Here is a 17094-nt window from a genome sequence, read left to right as displayed (position 1 = left end):
CCTACAAATGTAGGGAATTTTCCTACTCTTTTCCTCCGCTCTGATCTCTAAATTAGGTACCTCAACTGAGCCACTGGCCTCCCGTCAGATGCTGCTCAGCCTTATGCCATGGGCATTTGCATCGCCGGATCGGCGGTAAGACTGAGGTACTGAACATGACGACCCTTCACCCGAAAAAATCTTCGATTCTGGTTCTGTCGCCACTGGCGATGGCCATCTTCATGCTGCAGCCGATGCAGGCGCAGGCGTTTACTTCGACGGTCAACAACGGCGCGGTCGTTGACGGCGAAACCGTGACGGGAGGGCAGCAGACCATCGGCACTAACGGTACGGCGAACAATAGCCTGATCGAGGTGACCGGCACTCAGGTTGTATTCCTGAATGGCGTGTCGAGTGATGCCACGGTCAATGGTCTTCAAACGGTGCAAGGCGGTACGTCCAATCGCTCTATCGTCAACGCTGGCGGCAGACAGGATTTGAGGATGGGGGGTATCTCTAGCGGCACCGTTTTGAATGGTGGTATGCAGACTGTGGAAGCACTCAATAAATTCGGCCATAGCCGCGCCATTGGCACTGAGATTAACGCTGGCGGCGTGCAAGCTGTTTCGTTTGATGGCGTAGCTGTCGATACGGTTATCAATGACGGCGGGGTGCAGACCCTGCACAGCCTAGGCATGGCCGGTAGGACCGTGGTGCACACCGGTGGTGTGCAGAACATCGAGCGCGGTATCCTGGGCGGTGCGGTGGCAACCGGTACCTTGATCGACGGTGGCGTGCAAAACGTAAGAGACACCGGCACTGCCAACAGCAGTACCGTCAGCAACGGCGGCCAGGTCAACCTGTACAGCGGCGCCCAGGCTAACGGCCTGGTGGCAGAGGCGGGCGGCACGGTCAATGTGATGGAAAACGGCGTGAAGACGGTCGATTCGCTGACCCTCAACGGCGGCCGTCTGGCGTTCATGCCGAGCACCGATGGTACGTTCAAGACGTTTACCGTCAATGCATTGTCCGGCAGCGGCAGCATCTCGATGAACACTGACATCGCCACCGCCCATGATGATTTGCTGGTGGTTGAGGGGGCCGGCCTGGCGAATGGCGACCACACTTTGATCGTGGGCGACTCGGGCCATGAACCGACTACGTCTGACGGGCGTTTGCTGCTGGTCGACACCAACGGCGGTAACGCGAAGTTCGGTCTGTACGGCGGGCATGTCGACGCGGGCGCGTTCCGCTACACATTGCAGCAGGAAGGCAATGACTGGGTACTGGCGAGTGGCGGAACGACTCCAGTGACGCCGGTTGATCCGGTGAATCCAGTCGACTCGGTTAACCCGGTGGATCCGGTAAACCCAGTAAACCCAGTAAACCCGGTCGATCCCGTAAACCCTGTTGATCCAGGCCAACCCGTAGACCCGGTAACCCCTGTTCGCCCGGTCAATCCGGCCCCGGAAAACCTGTCCAAGGGCGCCAACGCCGCCGTGGCCGCGCACACCGCCAGCGCCAGTCTCTGGAGCGCGCAGATGAACGCGTTGGTCAAACGCATGGGCGAATTGCGCATGGGCAAGGATGACGGTGGCGTCTGGACGCGTGCCATCAGCAAGCGCTTCGATATCAGCGAGCAATCCAGTCGTGCCTATACCCAGGACATTTCGGGTGTCGAGATCGGTGCGGACAAGGCTTTCGCGCTGAACAGCGGCAAGGTCTACGTCGGTGGCATGGTGGGTACCGCTCAGTCGGACCTGGAATTCGGTGAAGGTGCGTCCGGCAAAATCGACAGCAAGATGTTCGGCGTTTACGCCACCTATCTGCACGACAACGGCATCTACGTCGACAGCGTTTTGAAGTACAGCCGTTTCGACAACGACATCAAGATGCCAAGCAACCTTGGAGAGTCGGTCAAGGGATCGTATAAAACCAACGGCGTGGGCGCGACTGTCGAGGTCGGCAAACAGATCAAACTGGGCAACGGCTGGTTCGTCGAGCCGCAAGTGGAACTGACCGCAACCCGCACCCAGGGCGCGAGTTACACCGCGAGCAATGGCTTGAAGGTCCAGTCCGACGACATGGATTCCCTGCAAAGCCGCGTCGGTACGCTGTTCGGCCGTAGCATGGAACTGAGCAACGGCATGAAGGCCCAGCCCTACGTCAAAGCCTCTTACGTGACCGAACACGCTGGCAGCAGCAAAGTCAGCGTCAACGGCAACAAACTGGATGCTGAAGTGCCGGGCAATCGGGTCGAGTTGGGTTTTGGTGGTGTGCTGCAAGTCAGCGAGAAGAGCAAGATTTCCATCGATGCCGAATACGCCAAGGGCAACTCCATCGAACAACCGTGGGGTGTCAGCGTGGGCTATCGCTACCTCTGGTAAAGCTGGAAACGTCGCGGATGCTTGGGACATTTCGTACAAGCATCGCGGCATTTTCCTGAATAGATTGGCGCTTGAATGCCGGACACTGTCCTGAACAACAGAGGAGTTGACTACCATGCCCTGCCTTCCACTTCGCGTACTGGTTCTTGAGGATCACACGTTCCAGCGCTCCGTGGCGGTGAGCATGCTCAAGCATCTGGGCTGCAGTGAAGTGCTGGAGGCGGTCGATGGCGCGCAAGCGTTGGCGCTGCTGGAGACTTCAGGCCCGGTCGATATCGCGCTGTGCGATTTGCAGATGGAGGGCATGGACGGTCTGGAGTTCATCCAGCGCATCGGAGCGAGCGGGCAAGTGCGCTCGATCATCATCAGCAGCTCGCTGTCCGCGGATTTACGCCGGGCGGTGCGGCAGATCGTTTCGCTGCTGGGGCTGGAGTTTCTTGGCGACGTGGGTAAACCTTTGCACGCCGAGGCGTTGGGCAAACTGTTGAACAAACAGTTGAATGCCTGCCCGGTCCCGGCATCGCCAGCAGCCGTGGCAACTGACCCGGCCAGTGAATCAGACGTACGCCGGGCGCTCGCCACGCAGCAACTCAAAGCGTTTTACCAGCCCAAGTTCAACCTGCAAACCGGCGATGTGTGTGGTGTCGAAGTCCTTGCGCGTTGGCTGGACCCCTGCAAGGGCGTGATTTCTCCGGCGGCGTTTCTGCCGACGCTTGAGCGCTGTGGCCTGATGGATCAGTGGTTGTATGCGCAAATGGATCAAGCGCTGCACGTACAGGGGCAAGCCAGGCATCAGGGCGTTGTGTTGAACATGGCCTTCAATCTGCATGCTGCGCAATTGGCCAACCCTGAGCTGGCGAGCAACATCCGCCAGTTGCTGACACGTCATGGCGCTGCCGGCAGCGCAGTGACGTTCGAGGTGACCGAAAGCGGGCTGCTGGAGGCGCCGACCATCAGTCTGGAAAGTCTGGTGCGCCTGCGCATGATGGGCTGCAGGCTGTCGATCGACGACTTCGGCGCCGGATTTTCTTCACTGCAACGCCTGTGTCAACTGCCGTTCAACGAAATCAAACTGGACGCCGAATTCGTCCGCACGCTGGAACACGAACCGCGCTGCCTGGCGGTCATCGGCAGCACCCTGGCGTTGGGCGAAACCCTCGGCATGTCAGTGGTCATCGAAGGCATCGAAACCGAAGCGCAGTGTCAGCAATTGCGCGCGCTCGGCTGCACGCAAGGGCAGGGCTACTGGTACGCCCGACCCATGGCCGCTGAAGATCTGCTGAAATGGTTGCCCCGAGCAAACGCTGCTCAGAACGCCTGACCCCTCACAATCGCGCCGCGCCGGCCGATAACGATAACCTTGCACACGGCTGATTGCTCCAGCGACATGCGGCTGACGGGTTGTATGTGAAAAATACAGAACGTCCGCTTGCTGTCCGGGGTCTACGGTCAATAATCCATGCAAGCAGTCTCAAGAGTCACGCCATGGAAGGTGGCACATTATTTGGGCGAGGGCGTCATGACAGATTTTTCAGAACTATTCCCGCCACCCAGTGGCTGTCAGGGATGCAAGCGTAGCGGCGGATCCGATCTGGATTTTTCCTTTGCCTATCAACCTATCGTCGATCTGCGTGATCGAACGGTTTTCGCCCATGAGGCGCTGGTCAGAGGGCCGAATGGCGAGGGTGCCTTGACGGTGCTTAGTCAGATCGACGACCAGAATCGCTACCGGTTCGACCAGCTGTGTCGGGTGCGCGCGATATCCACCGCGGCGCAGCTTGGCATGACGCAGCACTTGTCGATCAACTTTCTGCCCAACGCGGTTTACCGCCCGGAGCTGTGTATTCGCAGCACCCTTGAAGCCGCGCGCACGCACAACTTCCCACTGGATCAGTTGATCTTCGAGGCGGTTGAAAGTGAACACGTAGAAAACAACAAACACTTGACGAACATTCTGCGCGAGTACCGTGAGTTTGGCTTCAAGACCGCCATTGACGACTTCGGCGCAGGCTATTCAGGCTTGAATCTGCTGGCGGATTTTCAGCCGGACCTGATCAAACTCGACATGGCGCTGATCCGCGATGTCCACCTTGATCGTGTACGCCAGGTGATCGTGCGCAGTGTGGTGAATATGTGCATGGAGTTGGGCGTCGAGGTGATCGCCGAAGGCATCGAGCTGTCCGAAGAGCGCGACTTTCTTGCCGACTGCGGGATTTATCTGATGCAGGGCTTCTGGTTCGCCAAACCTGCGTTCAAGTCTCTGGCCGAGATTCCGGACGATGCCTGGCCATCGCTCTCGGAATGAATTAATCATCGCCAGGCATGTCCGAGTTTTATTCGCGCAGCGCGCCTGTGTGCCAGCAACTTCCTTCCATGCAGGAGCTTCATTTGTCCGTCCAGGTTCGCAACAACGTCCGTGTTCGAGGTTCGGGGCCGGCGACGTTGGTATTCGCCCACGGTTTTGGCTGCGACCAGAATATGTGGCGGCTGGTAGAGCCTGCCTTCAGCGAAGGCTATCAAACCGTGCTGTTCGACATTGTCGGCTGTGGCAAATCGGATCTTGCAGCCTATGACGTCGCGCGCTATTCGTCCCTCAAAGGCTATGCGCAAGACATCATCGAGATCATCGAGGAATGCGCGGACGGTCCGGTAATTTTTGTCGGACACTCGGTGAGTGCGATGGCCGGAGTGCTTGCCGCGAATATGCGCCCGGGTTTGATCGGCGCCCACGTGATGGTGGGGCCGTCGCCGTCGTATATAAATGATGGCGATTACTTTGGTGGATTCAGCCGCGAAGACATCGAATCGCTGCTGGAAACCCTGGAAAGTAATTATCTCGGTTGGTCGAGTGCGATGGCGCCGGCGATCATGGGCGCACCTGAGCAGCCACAGCTGGGCGTTGAGTTGACCAACAGTTTCTGTCAGACCGACCCGGAAATCGCCCGGCGCTTCGCCCGCGTGACGTTCCTTTCGGACAATCGCAGCGACGTGGCGAAGCTGGATGCGCCAGCGCTGATCCTTCAGTCCAACGAAGACATCATCGCGCCCGTCGAGGTCGGCGAATACCTGCATCGGGTGATTCCGCACAGTCGACTGGAAGTGATCGACAACGTTGGCCACTGCCCGCACCTGAGTGCGCCAGACCTTTGCATCGATGCGATCCGAAGCTTCCTCGCAAGCGTTCAGGATCGCATCGTCAATGCCGATTGAGTCTGTCGAGCTGCCGGACGCCGAAGCACTTTTCGAGCATGCGACCTGCGCACTGATTCTCACTGACAAGACCGGCCTGATCCTCAGAGCCAATGCCACGTTTTGCGGCTGGCTCGGATATGCCCGCGAGCAACTGGTGGGGCGGCGCAAGTTGCAGGAGCTGCTGAATATCGGTGGGCGGATTTTCCACCAGACTCACTGGATGCCGCTCCTGCAGATGCAGGGTTCGATTTCCGAAGTCAAGCTTGAGTTCAAGGCGCAGGACGGCAAGACCCTGCCGATGATCCTCAACGTCGTCAGGCGCGAACATCCGACTGGCACCTTCGACGAAGTCTCGGCGTTCGTGGTGATCGAACGTCATCGGTTCGAGCAGGAAGTGTTGATCTCCAAGCGCCAGGCCGAGGACTCGCTGGCCGCGCACCTGGCGCTGCAACGCGACCTCTCGGTCGCTGATGCAAGGCTGCGCGTTGCGCTGGAATCGGCGCAGATGCACGTCTGGGATGTGGATCCGGTGACCCGTGAGCGCCGCTATGACGACAGTGTTGCGCAATTGTTGGGTTATGCGTCGAGTCAGACGGTCAGCGCTGCCGAATACTCAAGCTGCATCGAGCCCAAGGATCTGCACAAGGAAGTCGATCTGTTTGCTGCGGCACTCGGATCTGTCGCCCAGGAGTATCGATGCATCTACCGCTTGAATGGCATTGACGGCATGCAGCGCACCGTACTTTCGACCGGGCGCGCAGCGTTTGATCCGGATGACCGGCTCGTGCAGTTTGTCGGCATTCTCCACGACATCACCGATGTCACTCGAGCTGCCGAAGACCGCGCGTTGTTCGCCGAACAGATGGTCGGGATTGTCAGCCATGACCTGCGCAATCCGCTGTCGGTGATCTCGATGGCGGCGGAAATGCTCGAGCGCCAGGGGCTTACGCCAAAGCAGCAGAAATTCGTATCTCATGCGCAAGACGCCGCGCAGCGTGCGCGCAGGTTGATCAATGATCTGCTGGACTTCACTCAGGCGCGGATCGGCCGCGGTATCGGCGTGACAACCGGGCCTGTCGACCTGCACCGGTTGATCGCCGGGACGGTCGAGCAACTGCGCATCGTTTATCCGGCACGCGAACTCGTCCACATCAGGCATGGCGAGGGCGCGTGCATTGCCGATGCCGACCGACTGTCCCAACTGGCCGGCAATCTGATTTCCAATGCGGTCGCGTACGGTGCAGTTGACCGCCCGATAACCGTCTCCACCGTCGTGACCCACGACCGTTTTGAACTGGCGGTACACAACTGGGGGACGCCGATTCCCGAGCAGTTCATCGCCAATGTCTTCAGTCCGATGACCCGCGGCGTCAATCTCCCGCAGGACACGCGCAGCGTGGGCCTGGGATTGTTCATCGTCAGCGAAATCGTCAAGGCTCACGGCGGGACGGTTGCAGTGACATCGACGGCAGAAGAAGGGACGACCTTCAAAGGCGTTTTTCCGCTGATCTGACTTGGTCATCGGCAGTTTATTTTTTCTGCCTTCCTGTGGAAGTGGCGATAGCCCCGGCGTGGAAATGGCGTTAGCATCCATTCCATTGGTTAAACAGCGTGTTTTTCAGATCAGGGTCGCATTGTGGAAAAGCTAAATCGCCTTCAGAGCGGAATCGAAGGTCTGGATGCTCTGCTCAAGGGAGGGTTTGTCGCAGGTGCCTCCTATATCATTCAGGGGCGTCCGGGGTCTGGCAAAACCATCCTCGCCAATCAACTTGGATTTCACCATGCAAGCAATGGCGGCCGGGTGCTGGTCGCCACGCTGCTGGCCGAATCCCACGACCGGCTGTTTCAGTTCCTGTCGACATTGAGCTTCTTCGATGCGGCCAGGGTTGGCGCTGAAATCCAGTTCGTCAGCGCGTTCGATACGCTGGAAAACGAAGGGCTTGATGAGGTCGTCAAGTTGCTGCGCCGCGAGATCAGCCGTCAGAAAGCCACAGTGATGGTGGTCGACGGCTTGCTCAATGCGCGATCGAAGGCCGACTCACCGATCGACACCAAAAAATTCATCTCCGAACTGCAAGGGCATGCCGCGTTTGCCGGTTGCACGGTACTGTTTCTCACCAGTTCGCGACTGGACGACGGCAGCCCTGAACACACCATGGTCGATGGCGTCATCGAAATGGGTGAAGAGCTGTTCGGCACACGCTCGGTACGCCGCATTCAGATGCGCAAGACCCGCGGCAGCGGTGCCCTGACCGGGTTGCACGAGTGCGAAATCACCGATCAGGGGCTGGTGGTCTATCCGCGTCTGGAGAGCCTCTACAGCCATCCGTCATCGGCCGACAGCGCCGACATGACCCGGATTGGCAGCGGCATTCCTGCACTGGACCAGATTTTGGGCGGCGGCCTGTACAGTTCCAGCGTAACGCTGGTCATGGGGCCCTCCGGGATCGGCAAGACAACACTGGGGCTCAAATTCCTGTCCGAGTCGACGGTCGAGGAACCGGGCCTGCACTTCGGTTTCTATGAGAGCCCGCAGCGCTTGCGCCTGAAGGGCGAGTCGCTGGGGATCGATATCAAGAGCATGGAGCGCAGCGGTGCCTTGAGCATTGTCTGGCAGCCGACCACCGAAGGCCTGCTGGATGGGTTGGGCGCGCGCCTGCTGAGCATTGTCGAGGAGAAGGGCATCAAGCGTCTGTTCATCGACAGCTTGAGCGGCATGACCCGGGTTTCGACCAATCCGGCACGCATCACTGACTTTTACAGCGCGCTGATGAACGAGTTGCGCTCGCGCGGAGTGACAGTCTTTGCTTCATGGGAAATGCGCGGAATGTTCGGCTCCGAGATCAGCGCACCGAACTCTGACCTGTCGAGCATTGTCGACAACCTGATGCTCATGCGCTTCTTCGAGAATCGCTCTGAACTAAGCAGGACCGTTTCCATTCTTAAAGTTAGAGATAGCTCTTATGACCCCTCACTCTTCGAGGTGGTTATCCGTGACCAAGACGTTGATCTGAAAAAGGCTTCAAGTAATGAACCGCCAGTTCCCACTCATTCAGCGCTGCCTGGTTCAACATCCTAAGTCTTTGATTCGGGTTAAATTGACATGACCACTATCCTGGTCGTCGACGACGAGTATTTGATCGCTGATATTCTCGGCTATGCACTGGAAGACGAGGGGTACATGGTCGTGAAGGCCAGTAATGGCCAGAAAGGGCTCGAAGTGCTGGACCGCGAACGCCCCGCACTGATCATTACTGACTTCATGATGCCGGTGATGGACGGCCTCGAGTTTGCCAAAGCCGTCCGCGCACAGCCCTCCGTCAATCATCTGCCGATCATTCTGGTCAGCGGCGCGCAAGCGCATATCGGCATGCAGCGCTCGGACCTGTTCGATGCGGTGCTGGACAAGCCGTTCAACATTGACGTGGTGATTGCCGAGGTCAAAAACCTTCTGCGGGCTGGCAGCTGATCCAGCCTTACTGACTATTCTGGTTGTCCAGACTTGCCCAACGCATGCTCGATGATCAGCGCGGCCAGCAAGCGTACCGGTTCTGTCAGGCTTTGCCGGGACCGGTGGATCAGCCCGATATCACGATGAAATGTGTGCTGCCCCAGATCCAGCGCGCGCACTCCCGCCGGTAGTTGTTCGAGCGTTGCGGTCTGCGGTACCAGCGCCACGCCGACGCCGTTCTCCACCAGTTTGACGATCGCTTCCAGCTCATCCAGTTCGCAAACCTCGCGCAAGCTGAAATGCATCTGCCGCAGGAAGCGGTCCACCTGCCTGCCACCAAATGACGACCGGTCGTAGCGAACGAACGGCTGACTCGAAAGCAATTCGACCCAGTCTTCGCCCGACAGGTCTTGGGGCACGAGCAAGCGATAGGGCTCAAGCGCCAGCGTGGTCCAGCGCAAATCGCTGTGCAGCGAAAAGGGCGGACGGATGATCGCCGCCATGTCGATCTCCCCGGCATCCACCAGATTGACTAACTCCATCGACAGACCGGGGACGACCCGCGTCCGGCACTGCGGACTTTGCTGGTGAAATCTGGCGAGTGCATCCGGCAGAAACGAGCGCTGCACAGACGCGATGGCCCCGACATTGACCAGCACGCTCGCCGGCAATCCGACCGTGCTCGACCCCAGATTGTCGTAAAGGCGCAACAGCTCCTGAGCTTGCAGAAGTATCTGATGACCCATTCGATTGAGATGGGCAGTGCGGCCCTTGCGATCAAATATCTCAAAGCCGAGCTCGGCCTCCAGGCGCTGGATCTGCGCGCTGACGGCGGCCTGCGTCAGGCCGATTTTATTACCCGCAGCGGCGAAAGTGCCTTCGCGTGCAACCGCGATGAGTGTCTTCAGTTCTTTGATCATTCACAAATATTAATTGTGTTTCTGAGAAATATATATTGATTTTTTTGCTGGAATTGCCGGCCTAGGATGGGCCTGTCATCCACCAACAACAATATCGCCCTGGAGTTCTGATGAGCCTCTCGCCTTTCCACCTCGCAATCCCGGTCTACGATCTCGCAGCTGCGCGCACCTTTTACGGTGACGTGTTTGGTCTGCAAGAAGGTCGTTCCAGCAATCAGTGGGTCGACTTCGACTTTTACGGCCATCAACTGGTGATTCACGAACACCCGAAAACCGCCTCGCAGGAAAGCGTCCATAGCAATCCGGTCGATGGGCATGACGTCCCCGTTCCGCACTTCGGGATCATTCTGGGTTGGGCCGAATGGGAAGCACTGGCGGAACGCCTGAAGTCTTTCGGCACCGAGTTTGTCATCGAGCCCTACATCCGTTTCAAAGGCCAGGTCGGCGAACAAGCCACCATGTTCTTGTTCGACCCGTGCGGCAACGCGCTTGAATTCAAGGCCTTCAAGGATATGAGCCAACTGTTCGCCAAGTAACCGCAGTACCCATGGCACAACCCTGTTGTGCCATTTGATTTCAAGTGAGCTGGAAGCTCATGACTCTAGCAACTGCCATTAACGCAGACCTTTCATTCCAACAAGAAGGCTAGACATGAAACGTATTCCCTTGGTGTGGCAAATCGTTGCCGGGCTGTTGCTCGGCGTGTTCGTCGGTTGGTATTTCAATACGCATCCGCAGTATCAATCGTGGGTCAGCGCGGAAATTCTCAAACCGCTCGGCGACATCTTCATCAAGATGATGAAGATGGTGGTGGTGCCGATCGTGTTCTGTTGCATGATTCTCGGCATCGCGGGTGGCGGTGATAACAAATCCTTTGGGCGAATGGGGGTCAAGTCACTGGGCTATTTCTTCGCGATCACCGGGCTGGCGATTGTGCTGGGCCTGGTTTTTGCGAACATCTTCGAGCCTGGCAGCGGGACTGATATTTCCGGTATTACCCATAGCGCTGCGGCGATAACCATGGAGCCGTCGAAGGGCGCCCTGGTGATCGTGCAGAACATCGTCCCTGATAACGTGTTTGTGGCGATGTCGGAAGCGAAGTTGCTATCGGTACTGTTCTTCGCGGTGTTGTTTGGCATGGCATTGAATGCGCTCCCACGAGAAAAAAGCGCACCCGTGGTAGCGGTGGTACAGGGCATTTCCGATGCGATGTTCAAAGTGGTGTCGATCGTCATGGCGTACGCGCCCATTGGTGTGTTCGGCATGATCGGCGCGACGGTCGCGACCTTTGGTTTTGCCTCGCTATTGCCGCTGCTCAAACTGATCGGTGTGGTTTATCTGGCACTGATTGTCTTCGCCGTGGTGGTGCTGGGCGGGATCTGTTATCTGATCGGCGAGAACATCTTCAAGTTGATCAAATACTTTCGCAACGAACTGATTCTGGCGTTCTCAAGCGCCGCTTCCGCAGCGGTCATGCCGCAGTTGATGAGCAAACTGGAAAGTTATGGTGTGCCACGGCGGATCGTCAGTTTTGTGGTGCCGGTGGGCTATGCGTTCAACCTCGATGGCGCGTCGATCTTCCTCGGCGTGGCGACTATTTTTGTCGCGCAACTGTATGGCATCGACTTGTCACTTTCGCAGCAGATCTTGCTGGTGGTGACGATGGTGCTGACCTCCAAGGGGGCGGCCGGAGTGCCGGGGTTCGCCATCATTATTCTGTCGGCGACGCTGGCATCCGCCGGTTTGCCATTAGAAGGCGTAGCACTGATCGCGGGTATTTTCCGGATCATCGACAGCGGCACCACGACGCTGAACGTGCTGGGTAATGCGGTTGCACCGTTGGTCATTGCGAAGTGGGAGAGGGCCGTGTTAGAGCCTTCTTCAACGAGATCGGCAGTGCAAAAAGTCTAATGTTCCAGGTCACTTCGTCAGGTGGCGATACGAGTTGCTAGACGACCGGTCTAGTTTTGTATAGGCTGCTTCCCCATGAAGAAACCTATCCAAGACATGCGACAGCACATCATCGATGTGGCCAAGTCGCTGATGACCAACAAAGGCTACACCGCCGTCGGCTTGTCGGAAGTGCTGACAACCGCCGGCGTGCCTAAGGGGTCGTTCTATCACTACTTCCGTTCGAAAGAGGAATTCGGTCAGGCGCTGCTCGAAGAATACTTTCAGGAGTACATCGGCCGTGTCGACATCGTCATGGCGGCGGAGGGCACCGGCGCCGAGCGGTTGTTGGGCTACTTGAACTATTGGGCCAAGACCCAGGCGTTCGATCACCCCGAGGAGAAATGCCTGGTGGTGAAACTCGGTGCTGAAGTCTGCGACTTGTCCGAAGACATGCGCACGGTGCTGGAGGAAGGCACCGCCCTGATTATTCAGCGTATCGAACGTTGTGTTGAACAGGGCATGGCGGACGGCTCTGTGACAACGACCCAGGATGCGGCGACGTTAGCCGAATCGCTCTATCAGCTCTGGCTGGGTGCTTCGTTGCTGGTCAAGGTCAAGAAGACCACCGACCCCTTTGAAACCGCACTGATCACGAGCAAACGCCTGCTGGTATAGAGGCGTTTTTTTTAACCGGACTACTAGACGACCGGTCTAATATCTGAGGAATTCAACATGATTGATAACAGTTCCAACACCGATCTTTTTTCGCCCACGCAGATGGGCGCGCTGCAATTAGCCAACCGCATTGTGATGGCTCCCGTGACACGCAGCCGTATGGCCGAAGACGGCGTGCCCAACGAACTGCACGCGACTTATTACGCCCAGCGTGCCAGCGCCGGCCTGATCATCGCCGAAGCCACGAACATTTCGGCGCAAGGCCGTGGCTATGCCAAAACTCCGGGCATCTGGACCGAGGAGCAAGTCGCAGGCTGGAAAAAAGTCACCGACGCCGTTCACGCGGCGGGCGGCCAAATCGTCAGCCAACTGTGGCATGTCGGGCGCTTTTCCAGCGTCGAGTTACAACCGAACGGCGAATCGCCGGTGGCTCCGTCGGCGATCAAAGCCGAGGGCAGCACCTACACCGAAAACGGCTTCGTCGAGGTATCGATGCCGCGCGCCCTCGAGACCTCGGAAATCCCCGGCATCATCGAGCAGTACAAACACGCCGCCGAAAATGCTAAACGCGCCGGTTTCGATGGCGTGGAAGTGCATTCGGCCAACAGCTATCTGCTCGACCAGTTTCTGCGCGATTCGACCAATCAGCGCACTGACCAATACGGCGGTTCGATTGAAAACCGCACACGTCTGACGCTGGAAGTCACCGAGGCCGTTGTTGAGATCTGGGGCAGTGATCGGGTCGGCATCCGTCTTTCGCCAGTGACCCCGGATGCGGGTAATACGCCGCCCGACAGCAACGTCATGGCGACTTACGGCCATCTGATCCAGCAGCTCAATCGCTTCAATCTGGCCTATTTGCACTTTGTCGAAGGCGCCACTGCCACCTCGCGCACCGTTCCGGAAGGCGTGGATCTGGACGCACTGAGCGTGCAGTTCGAAGGGGCGTTCATCGGCAACAACAACTACGACCTGGACATGGCGCTGGAGCGTCGGGCGCAGGGCCGCATCGACGCGGTGGCATTCGGTCGCCTGTTCATCTCCAACCCGGATCTGGTGCAACGACTGCGCCGCGGCCTCGAGCTGACCATCGCCCCGCGTGAGAGCTACTACGGCGGCGGCGCCAAGGGTTACACCGACTGGCCGAACGCTGCTGCTTGAGTCCGGCCGATCAGAATTCACCGCGAAGAGACATTGAACATGAATTATCTGCAGAACAAAGTCGCCATCGTCACCGGCGCGTCCTCCGGCATTGGTGCCGCTACGACCCGCGCGCTGGCCGCACATGGCGTCCGCGTCGTGGCCGCTGCGCTTGATCAGCAAGGACTCGAAGCGTTTGTCGCCGAGCTGCGCGAAGCGGGCCGCGACGTGGTCGCTTTCACCACCGACGTGACCCGGCCGGAGCAGACCAACGCACTGGCGCAGTTTGCCCACGACACCTACGGCGCCGTCGACATTCTGGTGAACAACGCCGGCCTGATGCTGTTCTCCAACTGGGTCGATCTTGCGGTACAGGACTGGGACAAGATGATCGACGTGAACATCAAAGGCTATCTCAACGCTACTGCCGCCGTTCTGCCGTTCATGCTTGAGCAGAAGTCCGGGCAGATCCTCAACATGGACTCCGTGGCCGGCCATCAGGTCGGGCCGGCGGCGGGCGTGTACAGCGCTACCAAATTCTTCGTCCAGGCCATGACCGAGTCGATGCGCAAAGAGCTCGGCGTGCAGCATGGCATTCGCGTCAACACCGTCAGCCCCGGCGTGATCAACACCGGTTGGGCCGACAAGGTCAGCGATCCCGAAGGGCGCAAAGCCGCGCAGGAACTGAACAAAATCGCCATCGCGCCGGACGACATTGCGCGCGCCGTGATCTATGCGCTCAACCAACCGGAAAACGTAACGGTCAACGACCTGATCATCTCGCCGACGCGCCAGGATTGGTAACGCTAGGCGGCCATCAACTCCAGCACTCAATCCCGAGTGCTCACCCAAAGGAAACCACCATGTCGAAGAACATCAAAGCTGTAGCCACCGCTGACTACAACGCGGTCATCGCCACGGCCAATCAATACGTCGAAGGCCTGCGCGTCGGTAGCTCGGCCGATATCGCCAAAGCTTTCCACCAAGACGCCGTGATGTACGGTTTCACCAACGGCCAACTGCTCGGCGGCCCGATCAAAAACCTGTTCGATTTTGTCGACAGCAATGGCAAAGCCGCCAACATCACTACCCGACTCGACGTGCTGGCGATCACGCCAACCACCGCTGTGGTACGCGTTGATATGGAGCAGGACGCCATCGGCGCCGACTACAACGATTACCTGACCCTGATCAAAATCGACGGCAGCTGGAAAGTCATCGCCAAGGTCTATCACCAGTTCGAAAACTGAGTCCCGCTCGCCCCGGTGGAAAGTCAGCCGGGGTGGCTTTCACGCCTGATTAATCAAGAGGAAATCACAGTGCCGATGGTCGAGTTTTCCGCTGTCCTGGACAGCGATACAGGACACGCATGGAGCGTGTTGAAGCAGTTTGGCGAGATCCACAAATGGCATCCATCAATTGTGCAAAGCACGATTGAGGGCAATCAGCCTGACGCCATCGTGGGATGCGTGCGCAAACTGGTATTGACCGATGGCGCGATTGTCAGAGAGCGTTTACTGGCAGTTGATGATCGGAATCTGACGCTGTCGTACCGCTTCGAAGAAGCGCCGCTCCCGCTGGATAACTACGTGGCCACGGTGAAGCTTGAGCCACTCACCGGCCAGGCAAAATCCTTTATCAAATGGTCGGCCAGCTTCGATGTGCGCGATCTGGCGACTGCGCAGCACTATGAAGCGCTGATCCGTGGACTGATTGTGGACGGTCACAACAGTCTTCAGGAATTCCTCGCGACGTCGTGAGCCTTACTGCACCGAACCTTTCTGCCGGCGGCAACGCTCCGAGCAATAACGCACCTCGTCCCAACAGCGCGCCCATTTCTTGCGCCACGCAAAGGGTAGCCCGCAGACCACGCAGGTTTTGACCGGGAGTTCGCTTTTCTTCAAAGCGCCTCCCCGGCGTCCAGTTTCGCCAGCAGCATCTGCCCGCGTTGCCACAGCGCTTGCTGCTTGGCCTCGGTCATACGATCAAGGTTTTTGTAGAGCATGCCCATGCGCTGATTGCTGCGCAAAACGTCGCCGTGGCGCATCAGGAAATGCCAGTACAGCGAGTTGAAAGGACAGGCGTTGTCGGCGGTGCTTTCAGTGACTTTGTACGCGCAGTCGCCGCAGTAATTCGACATGCGTTTGATGTACTGGCCGCTGGCGCAATATGGCTTGGAACCCAGATAACCGCCGTCGGCGTGCATGACCATGCCCAGCGTATTGGGCAGTTCGACCCAGTCGAAGGCGTCCATGTAGATCGCCAGATACCATTCGCAGATCTCGCTCGGCGCAATGCCGGCGAGCAGGGCAAAGTTGCCCGTGACCATCAAGCGCTGAATGTGATGCGCGTAGGCGAATTCCAGACTTTGGCCGATCGCCTGGCGCATGCAGTTCATCTTCGTATCGGCTGTCCAGTAGAATTCCGGCAGCGCGCGGCTGTTTCCGAACACGTTGCCATTGGCGTAATCGGGCATCTTCAGCCAGTACACGCCGCGCACGTATTCACGCCAGCCGATCAACTGACGGATAAAGCCTTCAGCCGCATTCAAAGGCACACCACCCGACCAGTAGGCAGACTCGACGTCGCTGCATACCTGACGCAAATCCAGCAGGCCAATATTCAGCGCCGCGCTGATGCGTGCGTGAAACAGGAACGGCTCGTTGCTGGCCATCGCGTCCTGGTAATCGCCAAATCCCGCCAGCCCGTAGTCCAGAAAATACGCCCACAGTTCTTGAGCCTCGGCGTGGGTCACCGGGTAGTCGAAATTGTCCACGGCGCCGTAGTGATTGGCGAAACGTTCCTTGACCAGTGCGATGACCTCGCGGGTAATCGCATCTGCAGAGAAACGTGCCGGGTAGGGCGCCTTCACGCTCTTGGGCAATGCCTTGCGATTGTCCGCATCGAAGTTCCACGCCCCGCCGACCGGAGTGCCGTCGCCATTCAGCAGCAGCCTGCTTTTGCGACGCATCTCGCGATAGAAGAACTCCATGCGCAGCTGCTTTTTGTCCTTGGCCCAGGCTGCGAATTCCTCGCGGCTACACAGGAAACGGCTGTCGGCGTGCCACTCGATCGGCAGGCCGCAATTCCTCATCGATTGCTCCAGCCGCCAGTCGCCGCACTCGGTAATGTGCACCTCTTCGGCGTGCGTCAGCGATTGCCAGCGCTGTAGCTCGCCGGGTACTGATCCGGAGTTTTGCGGGTCATCGAGGGTGACGTACTGCACTTGAAAACCGCGTTGGCGCAGTTCTTCGGCGAAATGGCGCATGGCACTGAAGATCAGCACGATCTTCTGCGGATGGTGCGGTACATGGCTGGCTTCCTCCATGACCTCGACCAGCAACACCCTGTCGCGCTCGGCATCCAGCCCCTGCAACGAGGCGAGATCGAAGGACAACTGGTCGCCAAGAACCAGGCACAAGCGGCGAATCGCGTTCATTTGACTCAATCCAATAGG

Annotated in this window: 17 protein-coding genes; 14 read left to right on the top strand and 3 right to left on the bottom strand. The window is 58.3% G+C overall.

Annotated features, from left to right (window positions below; all coding sequences use genetic code 11):
• Positions 1 to 155 precede the first annotated feature (155 nt).
• From ACOI8A_RS25830 to ACOI8A_RS25800, 7 genes are all read left to right on the top strand, one after another.
• Positions 156 to 2366 carry an autotransporter outer membrane beta-barrel domain-containing protein gene (locus ACOI8A_RS25830; RefSeq protein WP_420650253.1) on the top strand — a complete coding sequence of 737 codons (2211 nt, stop codon included), beginning with the start codon at positions 156 to 158 and terminating at the stop codon, positions 2364 to 2366.
• Positions 2367 to 2481: 115 nt separating this feature from the next.
• On the top strand, positions 2482 to 3687 hold the full coding sequence (locus ACOI8A_RS25825; protein ID WP_420650254.1) for an EAL domain-containing response regulator: 1206 nt from the start codon (positions 2482 to 2484) through the stop codon (positions 3685 to 3687).
• Between the two features lie 198 nt (positions 3688 to 3885).
• On the top strand, positions 3886 to 4671 hold the full coding sequence (locus ACOI8A_RS25820) for an EAL domain-containing protein (RefSeq protein ID WP_420650255.1): 786 nt from the start codon (positions 3886 to 3888) through the stop codon (positions 4669 to 4671).
• Between the two features lie 83 nt (positions 4672 to 4754).
• Positions 4755 to 5576, top strand: coding sequence for an alpha/beta fold hydrolase (locus ACOI8A_RS25815; RefSeq protein WP_420650256.1), 822 nt, complete (start codon positions 4755 to 4757; stop codon positions 5574 to 5576).
• A complete protein-coding gene (locus tag ACOI8A_RS25810; RefSeq protein WP_420650257.1) occupies positions 5566 to 7071 on the top strand; it encodes a PAS domain-containing sensor histidine kinase in 1506 nt (501 codons plus the stop codon). Before ACOI8A_RS25815 ends, ACOI8A_RS25810 begins: the two co-directional genes overlap by 11 nt.
• A 123-nt stretch (positions 7072 to 7194) precedes the next feature.
• The gene (locus ACOI8A_RS25805; RefSeq protein WP_420650258.1) at positions 7195 to 8637 is read left to right on the top strand and encodes an ATPase domain-containing protein; all 1443 of its coding nucleotides are present in this window, start codon (positions 7195 to 7197) and stop codon (positions 8635 to 8637) included.
• A 24-nt stretch (positions 8638 to 8661) separates the two neighbouring features.
• Positions 8662 to 9027 carry a response regulator transcription factor gene (locus tag ACOI8A_RS25800; RefSeq protein ID WP_420651473.1) on the top strand — a complete coding sequence of 122 codons (366 nt, stop codon included), beginning with the start codon at positions 8662 to 8664 and terminating at the stop codon, positions 9025 to 9027.
• Between the two features lie 14 nt (positions 9028 to 9041).
• On the opposite strand, the gene ACOI8A_RS25795 is transcribed toward ACOI8A_RS25800, so the two are convergent.
• A complete protein-coding gene (locus ACOI8A_RS25795) occupies positions 9042 to 9929 on the bottom strand; it encodes a LysR substrate-binding domain-containing protein (RefSeq protein ID WP_420650259.1) in 888 nt (295 codons plus the stop codon).
• 110 nt (positions 9930 to 10039) lie between these two features.
• On the opposite strand from ACOI8A_RS25795, the gene ACOI8A_RS25790 reads away from it, so the two are divergent.
• The 7 genes from ACOI8A_RS25790 (at position 10040) to ACOI8A_RS25760 (ending at position 15397) form a co-directional block, all read left to right on the top strand.
• A complete protein-coding gene (locus ACOI8A_RS25790; protein WP_420650260.1) occupies positions 10040 to 10465 on the top strand; it encodes a VOC family protein in 426 nt (141 codons plus the stop codon).
• 115 nt (positions 10466 to 10580) lie between these two features.
• Positions 10581 to 11840: a cation:dicarboxylate symporter family transporter gene (locus ACOI8A_RS25785; protein WP_420650261.1), complete on the top strand. Its 1260-nt coding sequence runs from the start codon at positions 10581 to 10583 to the stop codon at positions 11838 to 11840.
• Between the two features lie 75 nt (positions 11841 to 11915).
• A complete protein-coding gene (locus tag ACOI8A_RS25780) occupies positions 11916 to 12497 on the top strand; it encodes a TetR/AcrR family transcriptional regulator (RefSeq protein ID WP_420650262.1) in 582 nt (193 codons plus the stop codon).
• 57 nt (positions 12498 to 12554) lie between these two features.
• Positions 12555 to 13658: an alkene reductase gene (locus tag ACOI8A_RS25775; RefSeq protein ID WP_420650263.1), complete on the top strand. Its 1104-nt coding sequence runs from the start codon at positions 12555 to 12557 to the stop codon at positions 13656 to 13658.
• Between the two features lie 39 nt (positions 13659 to 13697).
• Positions 13698 to 14441 (top strand): SDR family oxidoreductase, encoded by a 744-nt coding sequence (locus ACOI8A_RS25770; RefSeq protein ID WP_420650264.1) that lies wholly within the window; start codon positions 13698 to 13700, stop codon positions 14439 to 14441.
• A gap of 59 nt (positions 14442 to 14500) precedes the next feature.
• Entirely contained in the window at positions 14501 to 14887 is a 387-nt protein-coding gene (locus ACOI8A_RS25765) for a nuclear transport factor 2 family protein (RefSeq protein ID WP_420650265.1), read from the top strand.
• Positions 14888 to 14902: 15 nt separating this feature from the next.
• The gene (locus tag ACOI8A_RS25760) at positions 14903 to 15397 is read left to right on the top strand and encodes an SRPBCC family protein (protein WP_420657875.1); all 495 of its coding nucleotides are present in this window, start codon (positions 14903 to 14905) and stop codon (positions 15395 to 15397) included.
• Positions 15398 to 15400: 3 nt separating this feature from the next.
• Here ACOI8A_RS25760 and ACOI8A_RS25755 read toward each other — a convergent pair whose 3' ends face one another.
• Together ACOI8A_RS25755 and ACOI8A_RS25750 are read right to left on the bottom strand one after the other, a co-directional pair.
• Positions 15401 to 15541 (bottom strand): DUF2256 domain-containing protein, encoded by a 141-nt coding sequence (locus ACOI8A_RS25755; RefSeq protein ID WP_420650267.1) that lies wholly within the window; start codon positions 15539 to 15541, stop codon positions 15401 to 15403.
• Positions 15538 to 17076 carry a cryptochrome/photolyase family protein gene (locus tag ACOI8A_RS25750; RefSeq protein WP_420650268.1) on the bottom strand — a complete coding sequence of 513 codons (1539 nt, stop codon included), beginning with the start codon at positions 17074 to 17076 and terminating at the stop codon, positions 15538 to 15540. Before ACOI8A_RS25750 ends, ACOI8A_RS25755 begins: the two co-directional genes overlap by 4 nt.
• Positions 17077 to 17094 lie beyond the last annotated feature (18 nt).

This window comes from Pseudomonas sp. P4795, assembly GCF_048822895.1.
GTDB lineage: Bacteria > Pseudomonadota > Gammaproteobacteria > Pseudomonadales > Pseudomonadaceae > Aquipseudomonas.
Note: the sequence above shows the minus strand (reverse complement) of the source record. Positions and strands in the feature narration are given on the sequence as shown.

Excerpts from the sequence above, each read along its gene's own strand:
- ACOI8A_RS25830 (WP_420650253.1), top strand. The coding sequence starts at position 156 with ATGACGACCCTTCACCCGAAAAAATCTTCGATTCTGGTTCTGTCGCCA.
- ACOI8A_RS25825 (WP_420650254.1), top strand. The coding sequence starts at position 2,482 with ATGCCCTGCCTTCCACTTCGCGTACTGGTTCTTGAGGATCACACGTTC.
- ACOI8A_RS25820 (WP_420650255.1), top strand. The coding sequence starts at position 3,886 with ATGACAGATTTTTCAGAACTATTCCCGCCACCCAGTGGCTGTCAGGGA.
- ACOI8A_RS25810 (WP_420650257.1), top strand. The coding sequence starts at position 5,566 with ATGCCGATTGAGTCTGTCGAGCTGCCGGACGCCGAAGCACTTTTCGAG.
- ACOI8A_RS25800 (WP_420651473.1), top strand. The coding sequence starts at position 8,662 with ATGACCACTATCCTGGTCGTCGACGACGAGTATTTGATCGCTGATATT.
- ACOI8A_RS25795 (WP_420650259.1), bottom strand. The coding sequence starts at position 9,929 with ATGATCAAAGAACTGAAGACACTCATCGCGGTTGCACGCGAAGGCACT.
- ACOI8A_RS25790 (WP_420650260.1), top strand. The coding sequence starts at position 10,040 with ATGAGCCTCTCGCCTTTCCACCTCGCAATCCCGGTCTACGATCTCGCA.
- ACOI8A_RS25785 (WP_420650261.1), top strand. The coding sequence starts at position 10,581 with ATGAAACGTATTCCCTTGGTGTGGCAAATCGTTGCCGGGCTGTTGCTC.
- ACOI8A_RS25780 (WP_420650262.1), top strand. The coding sequence starts at position 11,916 with ATGAAGAAACCTATCCAAGACATGCGACAGCACATCATCGATGTGGCC.
- ACOI8A_RS25775 (WP_420650263.1), top strand. The coding sequence starts at position 12,555 with ATGATTGATAACAGTTCCAACACCGATCTTTTTTCGCCCACGCAGATG.
- ACOI8A_RS25770 (WP_420650264.1), top strand. The coding sequence starts at position 13,698 with ATGAATTATCTGCAGAACAAAGTCGCCATCGTCACCGGCGCGTCCTCC.
- ACOI8A_RS25765 (WP_420650265.1), top strand. The coding sequence starts at position 14,501 with ATGTCGAAGAACATCAAAGCTGTAGCCACCGCTGACTACAACGCGGTC.
- ACOI8A_RS25750 (WP_420650268.1), bottom strand. The coding sequence starts at position 17,076 with ATGAACGCGATTCGCCGCTTGTGCCTGGTTCTTGGCGACCAGTTGTCC.